This window comes from Streptomyces ficellus, assembly GCF_030406405.1.
GTDB lineage: Bacteria > Actinomycetota > Actinomycetes > Streptomycetales > Streptomycetaceae > Streptomyces > Streptomyces ficellus_B.
In genome coordinates, this window is record NZ_JAUEPL010000025.1 from 68476 (window position 1) to 91280 (window position 22805).

The 22805-nt window shown below is 72.3% G+C and carries 21 protein-coding genes; 7 read left to right on the forward strand and 14 right to left on the reverse strand.

Going from position 1 to position 22805, the window contains the following annotated elements; translation table 11 throughout:
- Positions 1-68 precede the first annotated feature (68 nt).
- The 3 genes from QWM81_RS17740 to QWM81_RS17750 are packed head-to-tail and all read right to left on the reverse strand — an operon-like array spanning position 69 to position 3464.
- Positions 69-815 (reverse strand): succinate dehydrogenase/fumarate reductase iron-sulfur subunit, encoded by a 747-nt coding sequence (locus QWM81_RS17740; RefSeq protein WP_290113010.1) that lies wholly within the window; start codon positions 813-815, stop codon positions 69-71.
- Entirely contained in the window at positions 812-2758 is a 1947-nt protein-coding gene (locus QWM81_RS17745; protein WP_290113011.1) for a fumarate reductase/succinate dehydrogenase flavoprotein subunit, read from the reverse strand. Before QWM81_RS17745 ends, QWM81_RS17740 begins: the two co-directional genes overlap by 4 nt.
- Before the next feature lies 1 nt (position 2759).
- The gene (locus QWM81_RS17750) at positions 2760-3464 is read right to left on the reverse strand and encodes a succinate dehydrogenase cytochrome b subunit (RefSeq protein WP_290113012.1); all 705 of its coding nucleotides are present in this window, start codon (positions 3462-3464) and stop codon (positions 2760-2762) included.
- Positions 3465-3549: 85 nt separating this feature from the next.
- Between QWM81_RS17750 and QWM81_RS17755 the strand changes: the two genes are divergently transcribed.
- Positions 3550-4437, forward strand: a complete 888-nt coding sequence (locus QWM81_RS17755) for a LysR family transcriptional regulator (RefSeq protein ID WP_290113013.1) — start codon at positions 3550-3552, stop codon at positions 4435-4437.
- A gap of 99 nt (positions 4438-4536) precedes the next feature.
- Here QWM81_RS17755 and QWM81_RS17760 read toward each other — a convergent pair whose 3' ends face one another.
- The 3 genes from QWM81_RS17760 to QWM81_RS17770 form a co-directional block, all read right to left on the reverse strand.
- Complete coding sequence (locus QWM81_RS17760; RefSeq protein ID WP_290113014.1) at positions 4537-6702, reverse strand: putative bifunctional diguanylate cyclase/phosphodiesterase; 2166 nt, start codon at positions 6700-6702, stop codon at positions 4537-4539.
- Complete coding sequence (locus QWM81_RS17765) at positions 6699-7511, reverse strand: SAM-dependent methyltransferase (RefSeq protein WP_290113015.1); 813 nt, start codon at positions 7509-7511, stop codon at positions 6699-6701. The genes QWM81_RS17760 and QWM81_RS17765 overlap by 4 nt, the downstream gene beginning before the upstream one ends.
- A 309-nt stretch (positions 7512-7820) precedes the next feature.
- Positions 7821-8837 (reverse strand): SCO0930 family lipoprotein, encoded by a 1017-nt coding sequence (locus QWM81_RS17770; RefSeq protein WP_290113016.1) that lies wholly within the window; start codon positions 8835-8837, stop codon positions 7821-7823.
- An 809-nt stretch (positions 8838-9646) separates the two neighbouring features.
- Here QWM81_RS17770 and QWM81_RS17775 point away from each other — a divergent pair.
- Complete coding sequence (locus QWM81_RS17775) at positions 9647-10411, forward strand: bestrophin-like domain (protein WP_290113018.1); 765 nt, start codon at positions 9647-9649, stop codon at positions 10409-10411.
- 205 nt (positions 10412-10616) lie between these two features.
- A complete protein-coding gene (locus QWM81_RS17780) occupies positions 10617-11171 on the forward strand; it encodes a hypothetical protein (protein ID WP_290113020.1) in 555 nt (184 codons plus the stop codon).
- A 149-nt stretch (positions 11172-11320) separates the two neighbouring features.
- On the opposite strand, the gene QWM81_RS17785 is transcribed toward QWM81_RS17780, so the two are convergent.
- Positions 11321-11806, reverse strand: a complete 486-nt coding sequence (locus QWM81_RS17785; protein ID WP_290113021.1) for a hypothetical protein — start codon at positions 11804-11806, stop codon at positions 11321-11323.
- Positions 11807-12127: 321 nt separating this feature from the next.
- Between QWM81_RS17785 and QWM81_RS17790 the strand changes: the two genes are divergently transcribed.
- Positions 12128-12784 (forward strand): class F sortase, encoded by a 657-nt coding sequence (locus QWM81_RS17790; RefSeq protein ID WP_290113022.1) that lies wholly within the window; start codon positions 12128-12130, stop codon positions 12782-12784.
- A gap of 102 nt (positions 12785-12886) precedes the next feature.
- On the opposite strand, the gene QWM81_RS17795 is transcribed toward QWM81_RS17790, so the two are convergent.
- Complete coding sequence (locus QWM81_RS17795; protein ID WP_435372387.1) at positions 12887-13738, reverse strand: polysaccharide deacetylase family protein; 852 nt, start codon at positions 13736-13738, stop codon at positions 12887-12889.
- A 185-nt stretch (positions 13739-13923) separates the two neighbouring features.
- Here QWM81_RS17795 and QWM81_RS17800 point away from each other — a divergent pair, with 185 nt between their 5' ends.
- Entirely contained in the window at positions 13924-15375 is a 1452-nt protein-coding gene (locus QWM81_RS17800; RefSeq protein ID WP_290113024.1) for an amino acid permease, read from the forward strand.
- Between the two features lie 9 nt (positions 15376-15384).
- On the opposite strand, the gene QWM81_RS17805 is transcribed toward QWM81_RS17800, so the two are convergent.
- Positions 15385-16629, reverse strand: coding sequence for a CapA family protein (locus QWM81_RS17805; RefSeq protein ID WP_290113025.1), 1245 nt, complete (start codon positions 16627-16629; stop codon positions 15385-15387).
- A 262-nt stretch (positions 16630-16891) separates the two neighbouring features.
- On the opposite strand from QWM81_RS17805, the gene QWM81_RS17810 reads away from it, so the two are divergent.
- Positions 16892-17455 carry a sigma-70 family RNA polymerase sigma factor gene (locus QWM81_RS17810; RefSeq protein WP_290113026.1) on the forward strand — a complete coding sequence of 188 codons (564 nt, stop codon included), beginning with the start codon at positions 16892-16894 and terminating at the stop codon, positions 17453-17455.
- 188 nt (positions 17456-17643) lie between these two features.
- Positions 17644-18147, forward strand: a complete 504-nt coding sequence (locus QWM81_RS17815; RefSeq protein WP_290113027.1) for a hypothetical protein — start codon at positions 17644-17646, stop codon at positions 18145-18147.
- Positions 18148-18176: 29 nt separating this feature from the next.
- Here QWM81_RS17815 and QWM81_RS17820 read toward each other — a convergent pair whose 3' ends face one another.
- The 5 genes from QWM81_RS17820 to QWM81_RS17840 all read right to left on the reverse strand — a co-directional run bounded on the left by QWM81_RS17820 (position 18177) and on the right by QWM81_RS17840 (position 22269).
- The gene (locus QWM81_RS17820; RefSeq protein WP_290113028.1) at positions 18177-18395 is read right to left on the reverse strand and encodes a DUF6296 family protein; all 219 of its coding nucleotides are present in this window, start codon (positions 18393-18395) and stop codon (positions 18177-18179) included.
- 71 nt (positions 18396-18466) lie between these two features.
- Positions 18467-19687 carry a sensor histidine kinase gene (locus tag QWM81_RS17825; RefSeq protein WP_290113029.1) on the reverse strand — a complete coding sequence of 407 codons (1221 nt, stop codon included), beginning with the start codon at positions 19685-19687 and terminating at the stop codon, positions 18467-18469.
- Positions 19684-21474, reverse strand: a complete 1791-nt coding sequence (locus tag QWM81_RS17830; protein WP_290113030.1) for a sodium/solute symporter — start codon at positions 21472-21474, stop codon at positions 19684-19686. The genes QWM81_RS17825 and QWM81_RS17830 overlap by 4 nt, the downstream gene beginning before the upstream one ends.
- A 5-nt stretch (positions 21475-21479) precedes the next feature.
- Entirely contained in the window at positions 21480-21872 is a 393-nt protein-coding gene (locus QWM81_RS17835; protein ID WP_290113031.1) for a hypothetical protein, read from the reverse strand.
- Between the two features lie 124 nt (positions 21873-21996).
- Positions 21997-22269, reverse strand: a complete 273-nt coding sequence (locus QWM81_RS17840; RefSeq protein WP_290113032.1) for a hypothetical protein — start codon at positions 22267-22269, stop codon at positions 21997-21999.
- Positions 22270-22805 lie beyond the last annotated feature (536 nt).

Sequence of the window (22805 nt, forward strand, 5' to 3'; positions counted from 1 at the left end):
GCCGGGCGTGGCCGCGGTCACGTCTGGAAACTGTCCGGAAATGGCCACCCCCGCACGGGAATCACGGCTCAGCGTCGCGCCTTCCGGGTGGCCCGCAGCCACTCCTTGTTCATCGCGGCGATCGACGGCAGCGGGATGCCCTTGGGGCAGGCCGTGGCGCACTCGCCGGTCAGCGTGCAGCCGCCGAAGCCCTCCTCGTCCATGACCCTGACCATGTCCAGGACGCGGGTCTCACGCTCCGGCGCGCCCTGCGGCAGGACGTTGAGGTGGTTGACCTTCGCCGAGGTGAAGAGCATCGCCGAGCCGTTGGGGCACGCCGCCACGCAGGCGCCGCAGCCGATGCACTCGGCGTGCTCGAAGGCGAAGTCGGCGTCCGCCTTGGGCACGGGCGTCGCGTGCGCCTCCGGCGCGGAGCCGGTGGGGGCGCTGATGTAGCCGCCGGCCTGGATGATCCGGTCGAACGCGGACCGGTCCACCACCAGGTCCTTGACCACCGGGAAGGCGGCGGCCCGCCACGGTTCGATGTCGATGGTGTCGCCGTCCCGGAACGAGCGCATGTGAAGCTGGCAGCTGGTGGTGCGCTCGGGCCCGTGGGCGTCGCCGTTGATGACCAGGGAGCAGGCTCCGCAGATTCCCTCACGGCAGTCGTGGTCGAAGGCGACGGGGTCCTCGCCCCGGAGGATGAGCTCCTCGTTGAGGGTGTCGAGCATCTCCAGGAAGGACATGTCCGGGGAGATGCCGTCCACCTCGTAGGTGGCCATGGCGCCGGGGGCGCCGGCGTTCTTCTGGCGCCAGACGCGCAGGGTGAGCCTCATGCGTAGCTCCGCTGGGTGGGGTGGACGTACTCGAAGACGAGGTGTTCCTTGTGCAGGACGGGGGCGTCGCCGGTACCACTGAACTCCCAGGCGGCGGCGTACGCGAACTCCTCGTCCCTGCGGGCGGCCTCGCCCTCCGGGGTCTGGGATTCCTCGCGGAAGTGGCCGCCGCAGGACTCGGAGCGGTGCAGGGCGTCCAGGCACATCAGCTCGGCCAGCTCCAGGTAGTCGACGACGCGGTTGGCCTTCTCCAGCGACTGGTTGAGCTCCTCGCCGGTGCCCGGGACCTTGATCCGGCGCCAGAACTCCTCGCGGATCTGCGGGATGCGGTCCAGCGCCTTGCGCAGGCCCTCGTCGGAGCGGGCCATGCCGCAGAACTCCCACATCAGCTCGCCCAGTTCGCGGTGGAAGGAGTCGGGGGTGCGGTCGCCGTCGACCGCGAGGAGCAGGTTCAGCCGGTCCTCGGTCTCGGCGACCACCTCCCGTACGACCGGATGGTCCGCCGTGACCTTCTCCGTCAGCGGGTTGCGGGCGAGGTAGTCGTTGATGGTGGACGGCAGGACGAAGTAGCCGTCGGCCAGGCCCTGCATGAGCGCGGAGGCGCCCAGCCGGTTGGCGCCGTGGTCGGAGAAGTTGGCCTCGCCGATGGCGAACAGGCCGGGGACGGTGGTCTGGAGGTCGTAGTCGACCCACAGGCCGCCCATCGTGTAGTGCACGGCGGGGTAGATCCGCATCGGCACCTCGTACGGGTTCTCCGCGGTGATCCGCTCGTACATGTCGAAGAGGTTGCCGTACTTCTCCTCGACCTCGGCCCGGCCCATGCGGCGGATGGCGTCGGCGAAGTCCAGGTACACGCCCTGGCCGCCGGGGCCGACACCACGGCCCTCGTCGCAGACGTTCTTGGCGGCGCGGGAGGCGATGTCGCGGGGCACGAGGTTGCCGAAGGACGGGTAGATCCGCTCCAGGTAGTAGTCGCGCTCGTCCTCGGGGATCTCGTTCGGCGGCCGCCGGTCGCCGCGCGCCTTGGGCACCCAGATGCGGCCGTCGTTGCGCAGCGACTCGCTCATCAGGGTCAGCTTGGACTGGTGGTCGCCGGTGCGCGGGATACAGGTGGGGTGGATCTGGGTGAAGCAGGGGTTGGCGAAGTACGCGCCGCGCCGGTGCGCCCGCCAGATGGCGGTGGCGTTGGAGTTCATGGCGTTCGTCGACAGGTAGAAGACGTTGCCGTAACCACCGGAGGCCAGGACCACCGCGTCCGCGACGTGCGTGGTGATCTCGCCGGTGATCAGGTCGCGGGCGACGATGCCGCGCGCCCGGCCGTCGATCACGATCAGGTCGAGCATCTCGGTGCGCGGGTGCATCTCCACGTTGCCCGCCGCGATCTGCCGGGACAGCGCCTGGTACGCGCCGAGCAGCAGCTGCTGGCCCGTCTGGCCGCGCGCGTAGAAGGTGCGGGAGACCTGGACGCCGCCGAAGGAGCGGGTGTCGAGGAGGCCGCCGTACTCGCGGGCGAAGGGCACGCCCTGGGCGACGCACTGGTCGATGATCTCCACCGATACCTGGGCGAGCCGGTGGACGTTGGACTCGCGGGCGCGGAAGTCGCCGCCCTTGACCGTGTCGTAGAACAGGCGGTGGATGGAGTCGCCGTCGTTGCGGTAGTTCTTGGCGGCGTTGATGCCTCCTTGCGCGGCGATGGAGTGGGCGCGGCGGGGCGAGTCCTGGTAGCAGAACTGGACGACGTGGTAGCCCTGTTCGGCGAGGGTCGCTCCGGCGGAGCCGCCCGCGAGGCCGGTGCCGACGACGATGATCGTGTGCTTGCGGCGGTTGGCGGGGTTGACCAGCTTCGCCTCGAAGCGGCGCTTGTCCCAGCGCTCGGCGATGGGGCCGGTGGGGGCTTTGCCGTCCGTGATCGGCGAGCCGGTCTTGTAGTCGAGGTAGCTCATGTCAGCTCACCACTCCGGTCATGACGGCGACGGGTACGGAGATGAAGCCCGCGGTCAGCACGAGCGCGAGGCCGCCCGCGACGGTCTTGAGCGCGCGGTCGCGCCTGGCGTTGCCCGCGCCGAGGGTCTGGGCGGCGGACCAGAAGCCGTGCCGGATGTGCAGCCCGACGGCGAGCATGGCGACGATGTAGATGACGTTGCCGTACCAGGTGGAGAAGGTCGCCACGACGTTCTCGTACGGGTGGCCCGGCTGCGCGTTCGGGTTCACGGTGAGCGTCGTCAGGTCGAGGATGTGCCAGACGATGAACAGCGCGACGATCACGCCGCCCCAGCGCATGGTGCGGGTCGCGTAGCTCGCGCGGCGCCGCTTGTGGACGTACGCGGTGGGGCGGGCCCTGATGTCGCGCCGGCTGAGCTGGTACGCGCAGATCCCGTGGGCGATGACGGCGGTGAGCAGCACGACCCGGGCGATCCACAGGCCCCACTCGTCGTGCAGGACGGGCTCGCCCATGGTCCGCAGCCAGTGGCCGTACGCGTTGAACTCTCCGGGGCCGAAGAAGACCTTCAGGTTGCCCATCACATGGGCGACCAGGTAGCCGATCATGATCAGGCCGCTGACGGCCATGACCGTCTTCTTGCCGAGTGTCGATCCCCAGAACGTGCGCATGAGCGACGGTTGTCGATCCGTCCGCGTTGCCAGAGCCATGGCACCAGACGGTAGGCGGGGGAACCCTCAGAGGTCCAAGACATGGTCCGGCTGATCTCCATAGGTGGCGCCTATGCTGGGCGGTATGCAGTTCCAGCAGCTCGTGTACTTCGTGGCGGTCGCCGAGACCCGCCACTTCACCCATGCCGCCGAGCGCGTCCATGTCTCCCAGCCGTCGCTGTCGCAGCAGATCAGGGCGCTGGAGAAGGAACTGGGCGCCGAGCTCTTCAGCCGGGCGCGCGGCAACATCGCGCTCACGGACGCGGGCGAGGCGCTGCTGCCGCTGGCCCGCCGGATCCTCGCCGACGCCGACACCGCGCGCCACGAGGTGCAGGAGCTGGCCCAGCTGCGGCGCGGGCGGGTGCGGCTGGGAGCGACGCCCAGCCTGTGCACGGGGCTGCTGCCCGATGTGCTGCGCGCGTTCCATGATCTGCATCCGGGGATCCAGTTGCTGATCGAGGAGAGCGGCTCCCACGATCTCGTACGGGAGCTGGCGCGCGGCGCGCTGGACCTCGCACTGGTGGTGCTGCCGCTGCCGACGCCCTCACCGGCGCTGACGACCGTGGAGCTGCTCCAGGAGGACCTGGTGGTGGTGTCCTCGGCGGCGGCCCCCGCGCCCCGCCGCCCGGTGCGCATCGCCGACCTGGAGGGGCAACCGCTGGTGATGTTCCGGCACGGCTACGACCTGCGGGAGCTGACGGTCGCGGCGTGCCGCGCGGAGGGGTTCGAGCCGTCGTTCACGGTGGAGGGCGGCGAGATGGACGCGGTGCTGGGTTTCGTACGGGCGGGGCTGGGGCTGGCCGTGGTGCCCCGCATGGTGGCCGCGCGGGCGGGGCGGGACCTGCGGGTGACGGCATTGGCGCGGCCGGGGCTGCGGCGGACCATCGCGCTCGCGCACCGCAGCGATGTAGCGCCGCCGAGGGCCGCGCGGGAGCTCCAGCGGCTGCTGCTGGCGCACCGGGCGAAGCCGTGAGGTGAAGGCCCGGCTCCGGTTGTGCCCACGCCTTCCTTCCCCTGGGCGTCGTCCTGGGCGCCCTGAGCGGAACGCATGTCCACAACCGGCCGGGGCGGGTCAGACCGCGTCCGCCAGGAGCAGGGCGTGGATGCGGTCGGGGGCGCCCGGGCGGGCGTAGTACCAGCCCTGGGCCGTGTCGCAGCCCAGTTCGCGCAGCTGCTCGGCCTGCGCGCCCGTCTCGACGCCCTCCACCGTCACCGCCAGTTCCAGGCTGTGCGCCAGTGAGACGATCCCTTCGACGATCTTGAGGTCCACGGGGTCGGCGGGGTGCTGCTGCATGCCCTGGGTGAAGGAGCGGTCGAGTTTGAGGATGCTGACCGGCAGCCGGCGCAGGTTGGCGAGGTTCGAGTAGCCGGTGCCGAAGTCGTCCAGGGCTATGTCCACGCCCATCTCGGCCAGCTGCCGCAGCGGCTTGAGCAGGTCCTCGTCGGCGCCGATCAGCGCGGACTCGGTGACCTCCAGGCACAGCGCGGCCGGTTCGAGCCCTGAGCGCTCCAGTACGTCGACGGTGTCGGCGACCAGGTTCGGGTGGTGCAGCTGGGTCGGTGACAGGTTGACGTTGATGCGCAGCGGCCCGCCGTCGGAGTGGCGCCGCTGCCAGAACCTCGCCTGGCGCACCGCTTCCTGGAGCACCCAGCGGCCGAGCGGCACGATGAGCCCGGTGTGCTCGGCGAGCGGGATGAACCGGTCGGGGCCGAGCACCCCGTGCTGCGGGTGGCACCAGCGCACCAGGGCCTCCGCGCCGTGCACGCTGCCGTCGCCGAGGTGGACCAGCGGCTGGTACTCGATGAAGAACTCGCCCCGGTCCAGGGCCGCGGGCAGCGCGGTGGTCAGGCCGTGCCGGGTGATGGCGCGGGCGTCGGCCTCCGGGTCGGCCCGCTCGAAACGGTTGCCGCCGGCCGACTTGGCCCGGTACATGGTGATGTCGGCGCTGCGCAGCACCTCCGCGGAGCCGCGTTCACCCGCGGGCCCCTCCACGATGCCGACGCTGCCGCGTACGGTCAGCTCGCGCCCGTCCAGGCGGATCGGGGTGGACAGGGCGGTGAGGATGCGGTGGGCGAGTTCCTCGGCCTCCCGCTCGGAGTCGGGCCCGGTGGTCAGCGCGACGAACTCGTCGCCGCCGAGCCGGGCGACCATCTCGCCCGGTCTGGTCGCGCAGCCCTGCAACCGGTCGGCGACCTCGACGAGCAGGCGGTCACCGGCGGAGTGGCCGAGGCTGTCGTTGATCGCCTTGAAGCCGTCGAGGTCGAGGTAGCACAGCCCGAACCGGGCGCCGTCGCCCGCGGCCAGGGCCTTGTCCAGCCGTTCGAAGAACAGCGTCCGGTTGGGCAGCCCGGTCAGCGCGTCGTGGGTCGCCTCGTAGCGCAGCCGCAGGTTGAGGAGCCGGCGTTCGGTGGTGTCCTCCATCAGGGCCAGCGTGTACTGCGGCAGCCCTTCGGCGTCCCGCAGCAGGGAGACCGTCAGGTTGGTCCACAGGATGGTGCCGTCGGCCCGGTAGAAGGGCTTTTCCACCCGGAAGTGGTCGCGCTCACCGCGTATCAGCTCGCCGTACAGCTTCCACACGTGCGGCGCGTCCTCCGGGTGCACCCACTCCGTGACGTTGCGGCCGCGTACATGGTGTTCCAGGCCGCCGAACATGCGGGTGAGGGTCTCGTTGACCTCCAGGACGTTGCCGTCGAGGTCGGCGATGCCGATGCCGATGGCCGCGCCGTCGAAGACCGCCCGGAAGCGGGCCTCGGTGGCGTGCAGCGCCTGTTCGGCGAAGCTGCGCGCGGCGAGGGCGGAGCGGGCGATGGCCTCCTGCTCGGCGAGGGTGCGCTCGCGCAGCGCCTGGGCGAAGCCGGCGGCGAGCGCGTGCTGCAACCGGGCGCAGCGGGCCCGCAGGTCCTCGGCGGTGTCCTGGTCCACGCGGCCGCAGTAGAGCACCAGGTACGACTCGACGACGCCGAGGGTGCGGCTGAGCGCGTCCGGGTCGGTGCAGTGCGCGGCCACGAGTGCGGCGCCGACCCGCTGCGCGGGTGCCGGGTCGAACGGCCGGCCGTGCAGGGCGTCGCTGAGCTCACGGGCCCACGGCAGCAGATGCCGCTCGAACTCCGAGCGCGTCATGGACGTCGCCGTGACGGGGAAGATGGCGCGGCTCCAGATGGTCGCGAACCGTCTGAGTCTGTCCTCCGGGTCGTCCGGGTCCGCGGCGGAACCCGACTCCCGTGCCGGCACGCTCACGCCTTGCGCCCCACCCCTGCGAAGCCCGCGAAGGCGTATGGATCCTCCTGCTCGGTGGGCGCGTCGGGCCGCCACAGGGGCATGGCCACGAGGCCCGGTTCGACCAGCTCGAACCCCTCGAAGAACCGCGTGACCTCCTGCCGCGTGCGCATCACCAGCGGGTTGCGGATGGTGCGGTACACGCCGACGGCTCCGCCCGCCTGTTCCTGGGGCAGCGGGATGCCTTCGTACGAGGCGTGCGTGAGGATCAGGAGGCTGCCGGGGGCGAGGGCGTCGCGCAGTTCGGCGACGGCCCGCTCGGGCTCGTCGGCGTCCTCCAGGAAGTGCAGGACGGCGACGAGCAGCAGGGCGACCGGCCGGTCGAGGTCCAGGAGCCGGGCCGCCTCGGGGCTGGTCAGGATGTCCTGGGGCTTGCGCAGGTCGGCGGCGACGATCCCGGCGTCCTCGTTGCCCTCCAGGACGGCCTGGCTGTGCGCGACGGCGACCGGGTCGTGGTCGACGTACAGGACGCGGGCGCCGGGCTCGGCGCTCTGGGCGACCTCGTGGACGTTGCCGAAGGTGGGAATCCCTGAACCGATGTCGAGGAACTGGGTGATGCCCTGCTCCACGGCGTACCGTACGGCGCGGCGCATGAACGCCCGGTTGGCCTGCATGACCTTGGGAAGGCCCGGCATGAACTCCATGGCCTTGCGGGCCGCTTCCCGGTCGACCTCGAAGTTGTGCGAACCGCCCAGGTAGTAGTCGTAAATGCGGGACACGCTCGGCACCGAAATGTCGATGCCCGGCGGGGCCCAGGCGGGACGCTCCATCGATGTCTCCCACAAGTCGCCACGGTATGCGGCCATGTTCATGGCCAGTGTTCGAGCCGAGGCTACTGATCGCCCGCCGGGAGGGCGAGGGGAAACGGAAATTATCGATCCGTTCTTGGTCACACGTCTTCGTCACACGCCAGTGGCACGTGCGCCCGGCCCGCCGCTCACGCGGGGGGCGTGAGGCGGCGGGCCGGTGGGGTGTCCGGGCCGGCTGGGCCGGACTCCCCGGTGGCCGCAGCGCGCGTGGGGACGTGAGCTGAAGCGCTACGGCCGGCTTGGGGACCGCCCCGATCGGGGGCGCTGCCGCTACTTGGACGCTCCGACGAGCTTGCCTTCGGGCGAGACGGCGTACCAGGTGCCGCCCACGCCCTGGCCGTTGGTGTCACCGGGCTTCTTGTCCCCGGCGAAGGTGTAGAGGGGCCAGCAGTCGATGGTCTGCTGCTTGAGGCCGTCGGGGCGGCTGAAGGTGACGTAGCCCTTCGTCGAGATGCCTTCGGTGTCGTTCTTGTCGACCGGGGCGACGACCGGCCACTTCTCCAGGCATTCGCCGGTGCAGGCGGTCTTCATGGGCCACGCCGAGTCCTTCTGGAAGCGGTAGACCGTCATTCCGTTCTTGTCCACGACGATGTCACCGAGCTTGGGGTCCTTGCGTACGGACAGGCCCGCCGCGTCGGCCGAGGCGCCGGCACCCTCGTTCTCGGTGGCCGCCCCGTCGTCCGCGGCGCTCTCCTCCTCGCCCGCCCCCTCGTCGCCGCCGTTGGTCGGCGCCGCCTTCTTGCCGTCGGGCGCGGCCGCGTACCAGGTGCCGCCCACGCCCTGGCCGTTGGCGTCGCCGGGCTTGGTGTCCTTGGCGTACCGGTACATCGGCCAGCCGTCGATGGTCAGTTGCTTGGTGCCGTCCGCGCGGGTGAGCACACCCATGAGCGAGGCGTCGACACCGGCCGGGGGCTTGGCACCCTCGGCGGTCACCACGGGCCACGCCGTCGCGCACTCGCCCTCACAGTTCGACTTGGGCGGATTCGCCGTGTCCTTGTCGAAGCGGTAGAGCGTGAAGCCCTCGCTGTCGGTGACCACCTTGCCGAATTCCTTGCTGTCCCACACGGCGAGCTGGCCCGCCGGTTTGGCGGCGGCCGCCTGCGAGTTGGCGCCGGAGCCGTAACCGGAGCCGTAGCCGCTGCCGTTCTCCGCGGGCGCGCCGGCCGGTGCGGCGGCGCCCACCGATCCGGCGGGGGCTTGGTCACCGTTGTCCTGACCGCACGCCGTCGTCAGCGCCAGCACGGCCGCCGCGGACACCGCGAGCGAGGCGTTCCGCCAGGTCTTCATGTCAACTCCCATTATCCGGAGGTAGGTTGGCGGCGCCCAGGTGCGCCGTTCATGGCCCTAGGTACGGGCGGAAGGGCGCCGCGCGTTCAACGCGCCGGAATATTTCTCGCGGGGGCGGCAAACACGGGCCGCCCGAGAACCCCTCCATCAGGGGAATCGCCCCGGTTCCGGGCGGGCCGCGGCAGGGGCGCCATCATGCTGTCGGCGTGTACGGAACTTTCGTGTCGCGGCTCGTGGCGGCCGCCGCTCTGGGCTGGTTGCTGGCCACCGCGCTGCCCGCGGCGGCGGACAGCTGCGCCTCGGCCCATGTCGGCCCGGGCGGCGGGGTCTCCGCGGTCGCGGTGGCGGGCAGCGGCGATTGCTCACCCGAGCCGCCCCCGCCCCCGCCCCCGGTCCCGACGCCACCGCCCGCTCCCCCACCTCCGGAGCCGGCTCCACCGCCGCCCCCGCCACCACCTGCACCCCCTCCGCCGCAGGAGCCGCCGCCTCCGCCGCCACCGCCCGGGCGGGCCGAGCCGGAACCTCCGCCGCCGCCTCCGCCGCCGCCCGCACCGGCCCCGCCGCCCGTACGGGAAGCGGCGCCCGCACCCACGCCCGCCCCGGCGCCACCACCGTCCGCGTCACCACGCCCGGCACCGCCCTCGCCGTCCCGGGTCCCGCTGCCCGCCTACCGGCGCGCGCAACGCGCCGAACCGGCCGGAGGGCCTTCCACGGTCACCGTGATGCTCCTGGTCATGGCCCCCGCGGTGCTCGCCGCCGCCGCGCTGCGCTCACGCTCCTCCCGCTCGTGACAACCGCTGGAGAACACCTTGTCGGAATGGCTCGTCCTGTCCCTCGCGATGGCCGCCGCCTGTGCGGTGGTCCTGACCATCGTCGTCATCAACAACCGCCGCCTGCCTGACGACGACGACCCGTCCGAGACGCCGGACGTCATGGAGTACATGACCATGATGATCGGCGTGGTGTACGCGATCGTGCTGGGCCTCGCGATCGCCGGCGTCTGGGAGGGCCGCAGCGCCGCCCAGGAGAGCGTGCGTCAGGAGGCGCAGGCCCTGCACGAGGTGTCGGCCAGGGTGGAGGTCTGGCCGGCCGCGGTGCGCGAGCGCGTCCGCGCCGATGTGGACGCGTACGTCTCCCATGTCGTCGGCACCGAGTGGCAGCACATGGCCGACCGGGGCGAGCTGACCGACAAGGGCACCGAGCTCCTGGAGCGGGTGCGCCGCGACGTTACCGACTACCGGCCGGCCGACGAGCACGAGGGCGAGGCGTACCAGCCACTGGTGGACCAAGTGGCGGTCGTCGACGACGCGCGCAGCGCACGGGGGGAGAGCGCGGGTGCGACGATGCCGGGTGTGGTGTGGTTCGGGCTGATCACCGGCGCGCTGGTCACCGTCGGGATCATCTTCACGCTCCAGATCCGCCGTACGCCGCGCGAGCTGCTGCTCGCCGGTCTCTTCAGTGCGCTGATCGCCTTCCTTCTGTTCCTGATCTGGGCTTTCGACGCACCGTTCGGGCGCGGGGTGTCGGCGGACCCCGAGGCCTTCCTGAACGCCTTTCCCCACCTGCGGAACTGACCTGCGGGACTGACCTCCTGGACTGGCTCCTGGACGGGCCTCCTACGGCGCCTTATGGGCCGTACGGGGGACATCAGTGCCCCATTCGCCCGCCTGGGATCGCGGCTGTGGTAAGGCGCTCCTAGCGTTTCGGGCATCGAGGTGCATGTCACCGCTTTGTGGAAATCCGTTCCGCAGCTGCTCCTCGGGACCCGGAGGATTGACGATGCGCGCGATAGGTGCCGCCTCCGCCGCTCTCCTCGGAGCGGCCGCTCTCGCCCTGACCGCCCCCGCCCCGGCGGTGGCTTCCGGCAAGTTCGCCCCCGGCGACTTCGCCATCAGCCCCTCGACCGTCCAGCCGGGCGGCCGGGTGGTGCTCACGGCCCCCGGCTGCTCGGGCACCGCGATGGCGTCCTCGGGCGTCTTCGACACGGTTACCATCCCGGCCGGCCGCTCGGCCACGGCCACCGTCGACTGGGACGCCAAGCGGGGCGCGGTCTACACGGTGTCCTTCACCTGCGCCGGGGGCACGCCGGGCACCGTCGACCTCACCATCGCCCGGGTCGCCGGCACCCCGACGACCAGCTCCACGGCCGTCCCGACCGTGACCGCCACCAGGACGGTGACCCCCGCGCCCACCCAGGGCGTACGCGGTGGCATGGGCGGCAGCATCGGCGGCTGGAACGCCGGCGAACTCGCCGCCGGTACGGGCCTGGTCGTGGCGGCGGCCACCGGGATCATCTACGCGCTGCGCCGCCGCGCCGAAAGCCGCCGCCACTGAGCCCCTCAGCCACCGAGCCGCCGTCACTGATCCACTGAGCCACTGAGCCACCGATTGGCAGGCCGCTCCCCGGCGACAGCCCGTCGCCCCGAGTCCTCACCCGGACTCGGGGCGACGGGCGTATTCGGCCGACCGGGAGGTTCGGCCGGTCAGACCTTTCCGCCGCTCAAACGGCGACGGCGGCTGATGAACAGCCCGCCGCCGATGGCCGCCGTGCCGACCAGGGCCGCGCCGATGGCCATCTCGGTGGAGCTCGGAGCCATCGAGCCGCCGAGACCACCCCGGGCGCCGTGGCCGCGTACGACCGTGAAGGTGCGGGTGACGACCATGTGGTGGTCGTTGCACTTCACCGCCAGGTTGTACTGCCCCGGCGTGGCGTGGTCGTAGATCCGGGGCGTGGCGGCCGCGTGGCCCGAGGGGTTGATGGTGAGAGCCGTCTTGGGGAAGGCGTTGGACGAGACCTTGCCGCCGTGGCCGCACCCCATGACGCTGATCGCGAGCTGGCCGCCCTGGTGGACCCGGGTGGGGGAGACCGTGACGTTGGTAGGACCGTTGTTGGCCGCGGCCAAGGGGGCGCAGAGCCCGATGGCCGCGCCCGCGGTGGCGGCCACCGCGAGAGCGCGTGAAGCACGCATCGTTGAACCTCCAGTGGAAGACGCCCCGAAGCGGCGCTCCGGGAGATTCGACGAGTACGCCTTCCACGACGAACCTTCACAAGCCAGTCCTATTACCGCATTTCGGCGCTCGTCCACCCCGGTGAGCCGACACGCCGGTCTCCCGGTCGTGCATCTGACGGATGCGCAGGTCACGGACCGTCAGGGGCTCGGTCGGGGGATCCCCCCGACGATGACTCGGATGGGTCATCCCCCCTGGCACCCGCCACCCGTTCGCGCTCTCCTGATCGCCCGTCCGGCACGGCGCACTTAGCGTGCGTAGTACGCCGCGAAGGGAGAACCATGGGCCTGGACCACAGTGGCTTGGAGCAGAGGAGACGCTCACCGTGGGGCGCACTGGCTCTTGTCATGCTCACTGGTCTCGCGATGATGCGGAACGGCGTCGACACCCATCCCGGCCCGCCCCAGCCGGCCTCCGCCGCCGTGTCGGAGAGCCGCCGCGCCGCCCTGGCCCCGACCCCGCCGGCCGCCCTCCAGCCGCTGGCGTACGCGCCCGCCTCCCGGATCCGGATCGAGTCCATCGGCGTGGACGCCCCGATCATGGACGTCGGCCTGGACCAGGAAGGCTGGATCGACGCGCCGCCGGCCCAGGACCCCAACATGGCCGGCTGGTACCAGAACGGCATCTCCCCCGGCCAGCGCGGTACGTCGGTGATCGTCGGCCATGTCGACAACGAGGCCGGCCCGGCCGTCTTCTACGGTCTCGGCTCGCTCAAGCCCGGCCGGCACGTGGAGGTGACGCGCTACGACGGGCGGGTGGCGGTGTTCCAGGTGTACGGCATCGAGGTCTTCTCCAAGGAGGACTTCCCCGGGGTGCGCGTCTACGGCGACACGGGCCACGCGGAGCTGCGCGTGATCACATGCGGCGGCGGCTACTCGAAGGCCAACGGCTACGACGGCAACGTGGTGGTCTTCGCGCGCATGGTGGAGACCCGCTGAGCGGTCCGGCTCACAAGGCCGCGTACCGGACGGGGCCGGCGCGCACGGAAGGCCCCCGCCCGGGCTGGTGCGTGCTCGCCGGGCGGGGGCCTTCGCGTGGCGTCATCGGCGGGGGACGGTGAGGTGGTAGCCCGCGTCCAGCAGTTCGGGCAGGTAGGCGCGGAGGGCGGCCACGCTCTGGGAGCGGTCGCCGCCCGCGTCGTGGGAGAGGACGACGACTCCGGGCGCGGCCCCGTCCAGTACCCGGCGTACGATCACGTCCGCGCCGGGCTCCTTCCAGTCCAGTGTGTCCACCGTCCAGGCGAGCGGCTCCATGCCCAGCTCGGCGCCGATCTCGAACGAGTGGCGGTTCCAGGCGCCGTACGGAGCCCGGTACCACAGCGGCGGAGCGCCGAGGGTCCGCTCGATCACGTCGCTGGTGCTGCCCAGTTCGTCGCGGATGCGGGAGGGCCTCAGCCGGGGGATCAGCGGGTGCGACCAGGAGTGGTTGCCCACCACATGCCCGTCGTCGGCCATCTCCCGCAGCAGGTCGGGGTTCTCGGCCGCCATCCCGCCGCAGACGAAGAACATGGCGCGTACGCCGTGCTTGCGGAGGGTGCGGAGGATGGCGGGCGTGTAGCGGGGATCGGGTCCGTCGTCGAAGGAGAGGACCATCGTCCGGCCGACGCCGGAGACGCGCAGGAAGGGCCGTTGGCGTACGGGGGGCATGGCGCGCCGGTGACGCGCGGGGGCGTACGCCGTCATCGGCTGGAGCCGGTAGGTGGAGGGTGCCAGGCGCGGGCCCGCCTGCGGCACCACATGCGGTCCAGCCGCGCCGGGCGGTGCGGGGGCGGCGGGCCGGGGCGGCGGGCCGGTCCGGTCCAGGGTGAAGAGCCCGAAGGTCGTGGTGGCCCCGAGTGCGGCGGCGATGCGGAGCACCATCCGCCGCCCCGTAGGCATCTGGTCCTTTTTCATGACTAATGACTCGCATGGCGGATGCCCCGGGCCCCTGACCCACACCGTTCGGGCGTCCGATTGCACCCGATGGGACCAGCGGGCGGCCGGCGGCGATGCGCGATGTGTGTCGTCTTCCGCCACGTGCCCGGCGGCGGCATCATGATCCGCCGTCAGCCGATGCCGCATGCGAAGAGGTGACGCTCATGGCCCGAATCCGCGCGGGGCAGGGAATCCTGCGCCGCAAACCCATCGAGCAGATCGAAGAGGGCGGGGCGGAGGAACGGCTCACCCGGACGCTGGGCCTGTGGCAGCTCACCGCGATCGGCGTCGGCGGCATCATCGGCGCGGGCATCTTCACCCTCGCCGGCGCGGTCGCCAACGGGACGGCGGGCCCGGCCGTGCTGGTGTCGTTCCTGATCGCGGGGGTGGCGAGCGCGGCGGCCGCGTTCAGCTACGCAGAGTTCGCCGGGCTGATCCCGAAGGCGGGGTCGGCGTACACCTACGGCTACGCGGTCCTCGGCGAGCTCGCCGGCTGGTTCATCGGCTGGGACCTGCTGCTGGAGTACACCGCGATCGTGGCGGTCGTCGCGATCGGCATCTCGGGGTACTTCAACTTCCTGCTCGGTGAGACGGGCGCGCAGCTGCCCGCCTGGATGCTGGGCGCGCCGGGCACGGGCGAGGGCCACCAGGTGGACCTGTTCGCGGCGCTGCTCTGCCTGCTCATCGCGTACCTGCTCACGCTCGGCATCAAGAACGCGGCCCGCTTCGAGACGGTGGTCGTGGTGCTGAAGGTGCTGGTGGTGCTGCTGGTGATCGCCGTGGGCTTCTTCCACATCGACTCGGCCAACTACAGCCCGTTCTTCCCGTACGGGGTGGGCGGCGCCTTCACCGGGGCGGCGACCGTGTTCTTCGCGGTCTTCGGGTACGACGCGATGTCGACGGCGGCGGAGGAGTCCAAGGACGCGCAGCGGCACATGCCGAAGGCGATCCTGTACTCGCTCGCCATCTCCATGGTGCTGTACGTGCTCGCCTGCCTGGTGCTGACGGGGATGCAGCACTACACGGAGGTGGACCCGGAGAGCGGCTTCTCCACGGCGTTCAAGTCGGTGGGGCTCGGCGCGCTCGCGGACGTCATCGCGGTGGGCGCCATCATCGGCATCCTCACCGTCATGTTCACCTTCATGCTGGGTGTCACCCGGGTGTGGTTCTCCATGTCGCGGGACGGGCTGCTGCCGCACTGGTTCGCCAAGACGCACCCGACGCGGCACGTGCCGGTCCGGGTGACCTGGATCGTCGGCGTGGCGTCGGCGCTGATCGCCGGTTTCCTGCCGATCGGCGAGGCGGCCGAGCTGACCAACATCGGCATCCTGCTGGCGTTCGTGGTGGTGTGCGTCGCGGTGATCGTGCTGCGCTACAAGCGGCCGGATCTGCCGCGTACGTTCCGTACGCCCGGGATGCCGTTCGTACCGGCGATCGGTGTCGTCTTCTCCATCTGGCTGATCACGTTCCTGCAGTGGCAGACGTGGGCCCGGTTCGCCGTGTGGTTCCTGCTCGGGCTGGTGATCTACTTCGGCTACTCCTACCGCAGGTCGGAGCTGGCGAAGGCAGAGGCCAGGGCCAGGGCGGGCATCGAGGAGCCGCCGCCCGCGCCCTGACGGCCGCCGCTACTCCCCCATGACCAGGCCGTCCTTGGCCGCACCGCGGCTGAGGACGACCTGCTGGATCTTGTCCCGTACGGCGGTGAGGTTCTCGCCGGCCTTGATCGCGGCGTTGAGGTTGGTCACCCGGCCGGTGCCGGTGTTGAACCACTGCGGGAGGAACTCCGCCTTCGTCACCTGCCACCGCCCGCCGGGCGTGGCGGGCGGGGCGAAGGTGAAGCGCCCGATGGTGCCCTCGTTGCCGCGCGGGTCGAAGGCGCCGTTGTGGTTGATCATGTCTCCGGCGATCTGGTCGCCCATGCCGTAGATGATCCAGGTGCCGTTGACCTTCTCGTACGCCTGCGGGACATGGGCGTGCGTGCCGAGGATCAGGTCGATGTCGGGGCGGCCGCCCGTGGTGGCGGCGGTGAGGCTCCGACCGAGGCCCAACTGCCGCGCGTCGGGCTCGGTCTGCCATTCGCTGCCCCAGTGCAGGCTGACCACGACGACGTCGGCACCGGCGGTGCGGGCGGCCCTGGCGTCGGCGAGGATCTTGTTCTCGTCGATGAGGTTGACCGCCCAGGGACGCCCCTGGGGCAGTGGGATGCCGTTGAGGCCGTAGGTGTAGGCGAGGTGGGCCACCGTGGCGCCGCCCGCCTTGAGCAGGGTCGGCCGGGCGGCCTCGGCGGCGGTGCGGGCGGATCCGGCGTGCCGGACACCGGCCTTGTCCAGGGCGTCGAGGGTGCGGCCGAGGCCGGCGGCGCCGTCGTCCAGGGTGTGGTTGGAGGCGGTGGAGCACGAGTCGTAACCGGTGGCGGCCAGCGCCGTGGCGACCTGGGGCGGTGACTTGAAGGAGGGGTAGCCCGTGTAGGGGCCGCCCTCCTTGCCGTACACCGTCTCCATGTGGCAGATCGCGAGGTCCGCCTTGGAGACGACCGGCTTGACCCCGGAGAGCATCGGGCGGAAGTCGTAGCCGTTGCCGCCGGCGTCCGCCTGGGCCTGCCGGATGATCGAGGCGTGCGGCAGGACGTCGCCGCTGGCCACGAGCGTGAAGTCGCGCTTGGCCGCGGCGGCGGCGCCGGCCGAGGACGACATGGGCTGCGCCGCCTTGCGCTGTTGCCCCGCCGGGGCGGTCGCACCGTGCGTGGCCTGTGCGTTCGTACCGTGCGCGTTCGTACCGTGCGCATCCGTACCGGCAGCGCAGCCCGCGGCCGCGGAGAGAAGGACGGCGGCCGCCGCCACCGAGGTCCATCGCATGCGTGTGGGGGTCATCAGCCGGCTCCGTAGGGCGTCGGGGAAGCATCGGGGGCTCCCTGAATCCCTACGGGAAATGATGATCAAAAAGTCCTTATATTCAGAAAATCATACAAACGCACTCATATCGGCCTCATACGCACGGGTGACCGTTCGCCGCACCATTCGCCGCTCGGTGTGACCGCTCGTCGCAGACCCCGGTGCGGCGCCTGTCCCTTCGCCCCCGGATGCGTTCGTATACGCGTCGAGGGTCTGAGTACGGCGGGAAAGGGTGTTGACGATGACGACGGCGACCACGACCACCGACGAGCGGGCCCTGGAGGAGCTTCAGCGAGAACACGGACCCGCGCTGCTGAGCTTCCTGCTCGGCCTGACGTACGGGGACCGGCAGCGCGCCGAGGATCTGCTCCAGGAGACGCTGCTGCGGGCCTGGCAGCACCCCGAGGCGTTCGAGGCCCCGTACGAGTCGATGCGCCCGTGGCTGTTCACCGTCGCCCGGCGCCTGGCGATCGACGCCCGCCGGTCCCGGATGGCCCGCCCCACCGAGGTCGGCGACGGCGTGCTCGCCGCCACCCCGGACCCGTCCGACGTCACCGAGTCCGCGGTCGCCGCGCTCGACGTGCGGGCGGCGGTACGGGAACTGAGCCCGGAGCACCGCGAGGTACTGGTGCGGATCTACTTCGACGGCCTGACCGTCAACGAGGCCGCGGCGGATCTGGGTATACCGGCCGGGACGGTCAAGTCGCGTTCCCACTACGCGCTGCGGGCGCTCGGCCGGTGTCTGCCGGGCTACAGCGCGGTACGCGCTCCGGCCCTGCGCCGTCCGGAACCCGCCTGTCCCTGAGGCCACGCCCGGCGCGTCACCACCCGTGCGTCACAGCTCCGGCCGGAATGTATTCGAAAGCACACCAATGAGTTGAGCAAAGAGCGGCCCCCGGCCGTGCCTCACGGTGGAGGCTCGTCGTCGAGGAACACGCCGGTCGCAGAGGCGACACGCGCATACGCAAGAACGTCCGGGAGAAGGTGGGAACGTTGCGGCCCGAGAGCACGAACGGCACCGGCGGAGGCGGGCTGGCAGTCCCGATGGCCTGGTTGTGTGCCGAGTACGTGGCCGATGAGCTGCTGAGGGCGGGGGCCCTCGTCGAGCCCGGCTCGCTGGAGTACCGGGCGGGCCGCCGGACGCTGGCGCTCACCGTCTACCTCGGTGACGGCACCGGGGACACCCCCGGCGGCGCCGAGGACCGGCTTGAGGAGTGGCTGACCCGCACGGCGCACGGCCACCCCTGGAAGGAGTGGGTACGGGAACGGCTCGACGGGGCACCGGAGCCCGGGGGCGAGGATCCCGACGCGGACCTGACGCTCGCCCGCGAGACCTGGCGGCTGCTGGAGAGCACGCACCTGCTCGCCACCGATCTGGGCGCGCTGTCGGCCGGCGGCCCGGCCGACGGGGTCATGGTGGACGAGTCGGACCGCACGTGGCTGCCCTCCTGGCAGGTCGGCCTGCCGCTCGGGCACCTGGCCCTGCGCCTGTACTGAGGCCGGTGAACGCCGGCCGGTGACACAGGTCAGTGCGGCTGGACCGGGCGTGCCGTGACCCGGGAGGCCGGATTCTGGTACCCGCCGCTCGCGAGCACCCGCACCTCGCCCCGGTCGCTGATCTCGGCCAGGACGATCCCCGTGTCGTCGGCGTAGATCGGATGCCCGCCTGGGCCGCTGCGATCCGTACGGTGCACCCGCACCACGTCCTGGCCGAAGGCCAGCTCGTAGTGATCATGGACCCGCATGGCTACCTCCCAGGAGAGCGGTCCACCGGCGCGCTCCGCGCCCGCACCCCGCGTCCCCATAACGGGGCATTTCACACCTGACCGGACACAGGCGGATCGCGGTGCACACCGGCGCGGTACTTGGGTATGCGCACTGTGACCTTCATACCCGCGCCGACACCCGTCTCCACGACGAGGCCGTGGTCATCGCCGTACACCTGGCGCAGCCGCTCGTCCACGTTCGACAGGCCGATGCCGGACGCCTGGGGACGCTCGCCCGCGAGGATGGCCCGCAGGGCGTGCGGGTCCATGCCGACGCCGTCGTCCTCGATGGTGACGACCGCCTCGGCGCCCGCGTCCCGTGCGGCGATGGTCACCCGGCAGGTGGTGCGGGAGTCCTCCAGGCCGTGCTTCACGGCGTTCTCGACCAGCGGCTGGAGGCAGAGGAACGGCAGCGTCACCGGCAGCACCTCGGGGGCCACCTGAAGGGTGACCTGGAGCCGTTCGCCGAAGCGGGCCCCGGCGAGCGCCAAGTACTGCTCGATGGACCGCAGTTCATCGGCGAGCTGGGTGAACTCGCCGTGTCGCCGGAACGAGTACCGGGTGAAGTCGGCGAATTCCAGGAGGAGTTCACGGGCCCGCTCGGGGTCGGTGCGGACGAAGGACGCGATGGCGGCGAGCGAGTTGAAGATGAAGTGCGGGGAGATCTGGGCGCGCAGGGCACGGATCTCCGCCTCGATCAGCCGGGTCCTGGACCGGTCGAGCTCGGCCAGTTCCAGCTGTACGGAGACCCAGCGGGCCACCTCCGTCGCGGCCCGTACGAGCACGGCCGATTCGCGTGAGCCGTACGCGACGAGAGCGCCCAGCACGCCGTCCTCGCCGGTCAGCGGGGCGATCACGGCCCACCGCAGCGGGCAGTCGAGCGCGTCGCACTCGGCCCGTACGCTCTGGCCGCGGCCCGAGTCGAGCAGCTCGGCGACCCGCTCCAACACCTGGTCGCGGTGGTGGTCCAGCCCGGGGCCGTCCCAGGCGAGCACGGCCGTGCGGTCGGTGAGGCACAGCGCCTCGGTGCCCAGCAGCGAGCGCAGCCGGCGGGCGGCCTTGCGCGCGGTGTCCTCGGTGAGCCCGGCGCGCAGGGGCGGGGCCGCGAGGGAGGCGGTGTGCAGGGTGTGGAAGGTGGCCCGTTCCACGGGAGTGCCGAGGTCCAGGACGTCCTTCCCGGCGCGGCGCGCCGTGAGCCGCCCGACGGCGAACCCGGCGGCCAGCAGGAGGGCCCCGGCGGCGGACAGGCCCGCGAGCAGGATCGCGCTCATCGCCGGCCTCCCTGGACGCGCGCGCTTTCGGCGGGGACGTCCTCGGCGGGCGGGCGGCCCACCAGGTCCTCGGGCAGGTGGAGCCGGGCCAGGATGGCGGGGGTGCCGGCCGGTACGCGGCGGGGCGTGGCCAGCGACACGACGATCATGGTGAGGAACCCGAGCGGCACGGACCACACCGCGGGCCAGGCCATCAGCGTGTGCGGCCAGCCCCCGGGCGCGAGCCCGGCGCGCGTCGCCATCACGGCGGTCAGCGCGGCCCCGCCGCCCGCCACGAGCCCGGCGATGGCGCCGGGCGGGGTGAGCCGACGCCACCAGATGCCGAGCACCAGCAGGGGGCAGAACGAGGACGCCGAGACGGCGAACGCCAGGCCCACCGCGTCGGCCACCGGCACGTTGGTGGCCACCAGGCTGACGGCGAGCGGCACCGCCATGGCGAGCGCGGTCGCCAGCCGGAAGTGCCGCACCCCCCGCGAGGGCAGCACGTCCTGGCTGAGCACGCCCGCCACCGACATGGTCAGCCCCGAGGCGGTCGACAGGAACGCCGCGAACGCCCCGCCCGCCAGCAGCGCGCCCAGCAGCTCACCGGCGAGGCCCCCGACGACCCGGTCGGGCAGGACCAGCACGGCGGCGTCCGCGGCCCCGGTCAGGGCGAGTTCGGGCGCGTAGATCCGGCCGAGGGCGCCGTAGACGGGCGGCAGCAGGTAGAACGCGCCGACCAGGCCGAGCACCACGAGCGTGGTGCGGCGGGCCGCGCGCCCATTGGGGCTGGTGTAGAAGCGGACGGCGACGTGCGGCAGGCCCATGGTGCCGAGGAAGGTGGCGAGGATCAGCCCGTACGTGGCGTACAGCTGGTGCCCGTCGCGGCCGCCGGCCAGCGGCTGCGACCAGCTCTGGGGGTCCTCCCGGCCGGAGGCGGGGTGAGGGTCGGTGCCGGTGGCGGCCCGCCGCGGGACGTGCGCGCCCTGGGGGAAGCTCAGGGTGGTGCCCGCCTCGACGCGGTGGACGCCCTCGGTGAGTGTGACGCGGCGCTGCTCGTACGCGGTGGAGTCGACGCGGCCCGAGACGGTCACGGTCAGCGGCGCGCCGACGTCGATGCGTACGGTGTCGTCGACCCTCACCGCGGTGTGCTCCCGGAAGACGGCGGGCGCGTCGAACCGGGCGCGCGGCGCGTCGTCCCCGAGCCAGGCGGCGGCCAGGAAGAACGCGGGCACCAGCAGGGCGGTGAGCTTGAGCCAGTACTGGAAGGCCTGCACGAACGTGATGCTGCGCATCCCGCCCGCCGCCACCGCCCCCGTGACGACGACCGCGACGACGAGCCCGCCGACCCAGTCGGGGGCGCCCGTGAGGATCTCCAGGGTGAGCCCGGCGCCCTGGAGCTGGGGCAGGAGGTAGAGCCAGCCGATGCCGACCACGAACAGGCTGGCCAGGCGCCGCGCCTGGGCGGATTCGAGCCTGGCCTCGGCGAAGTCGGAGAGCGTGTACGCGCCGGAGCGGCGCAGCGGTGCGGCGACGAGCACCAGGAGCACCAGATAGCCGGCGGTGTAGCCGACCGGGTACCAGAGCATGTCGGGGCCCTGGAGGAGCACCAGGCCGGCGATGCCGAGGAAGGAGGCGGCGGAGAGGTACTCGCCGCTGATGGCGGCGGCGTTGAGTCCGGGCTTGACGGTGCGGGAGGCGACGTAGAAGTCCGAGGTGGTGCGCGATATGCGCAGGCCCAGTGCGCCGATCAGGACGGTGGCGAGGACGACCACGGTGACCGCCGCCACCGCGTATGTCTGGTTCACGCCGGTCAGCGGCCTTCCACGAGGCCGGTGAAGTCGCGTTCGTTGCGCTCGGCGCGGCGCACGTACCAGCGGGCGATGAGCCACATGACGGGGTAGGCCCCGACCCCGAGTGCGGCCCACACGAACGGCTCGGAGGACACGGCCGCGCCGTCCAGGGCCGTCGGCAGTGTGAACAGCAGGGGCAGCGAGCCGACGACCAGCGCCAGGGTGGCCAGCGCCCGGAGCGCGGCGCGCAGCTGACTGCGCATCAGCGAGCGTACGTAGGTGTGGCCGAGGGTGGTCTGCTCGCTGATCTCGGAGCGGGCGGGCGCGTGGCCGGGCGGACGGCGGGCGGAGCGCGGCACACCGGTGACCGTCTCGCGGCGGGCGCGGCGCGCGGGGGAGGGCTCTGCAGACATCGGCGTCCGTGGGTCGGGTGGCTCGGATGGTGGAGTCTACGCAGAAGCCATTACCGAAGGTAGACCCGTTTTTATCCGGCCCGTTCCGGCCCGTTCCGGCCCGGCGGAGCCGCGGCGGTCCGCGTCAGTGGCCCGTCCGGCGCGGGGCGTCGCCGAGCGCGATCTCCAGCTCGACGTAGGACTCCTCGGCCCGGCGGAACGCCACCTCCAGGCCCGCGGCCGCGCGTGGCCCGACGAGGCCGCGCACCGACTCCTGGATCTCGTACAGCACGTCCGCCCAGCGCCCCGCGGCGCCCTTGACCCCGGCGAGCAGGGCCTCGGCCTCGCGCGGGCCGCCCGGCCGGAGGTCCGGCAGCGCGCGCAGTTCGGCGAGCAGCGCTTCGATCTCCGCGGTCACGTCCCGGCCCCCCTTTCCGGTGATCAAGACTAGGCGCGCGCCGTGTGCCCCGCCCACCGGCCGCTCCCCCACTCGCCGAACGGCACGAACCGCGCGTCGAGCGGCCGGGCGCGCGGTTCGCCGCCCCCTCAGCCGCGCCCCGAGTCGCCGCACCCTCGGCCGCGTCCCGAGTTGCCCGCCGCGTCAGCCGCGCCCCCGGTTGCCGTCCCCTCGGCCGCGTCCCGGGACGCCGCCGCCTCAGCCGCGCTCCCGGTTGCGTCCCGGCATGCCGCCCCCTCAGCCACGCCACGGATTGCCGCGCCGTCGAGCCGCGCCACGGATTGCCCGCCCCCTCAGCCGCGCCCCGGGTCGCCGCGCCCTCAGCCGCGCCCTGGGTCGCCGCGCCCTCAGCCGCGCCCCGGGTCGCCGGAACAGCAGGGCGGCGGAGCAGCGGCCGCCCGGTGACGCCCGACAAAGACAGAACCCCGGCACGGCCGGGAAGAGGCGGCCGGCCAGCGGCACGCGGACGGCAACGGAACGGCCCCGAGGTGGCGGTG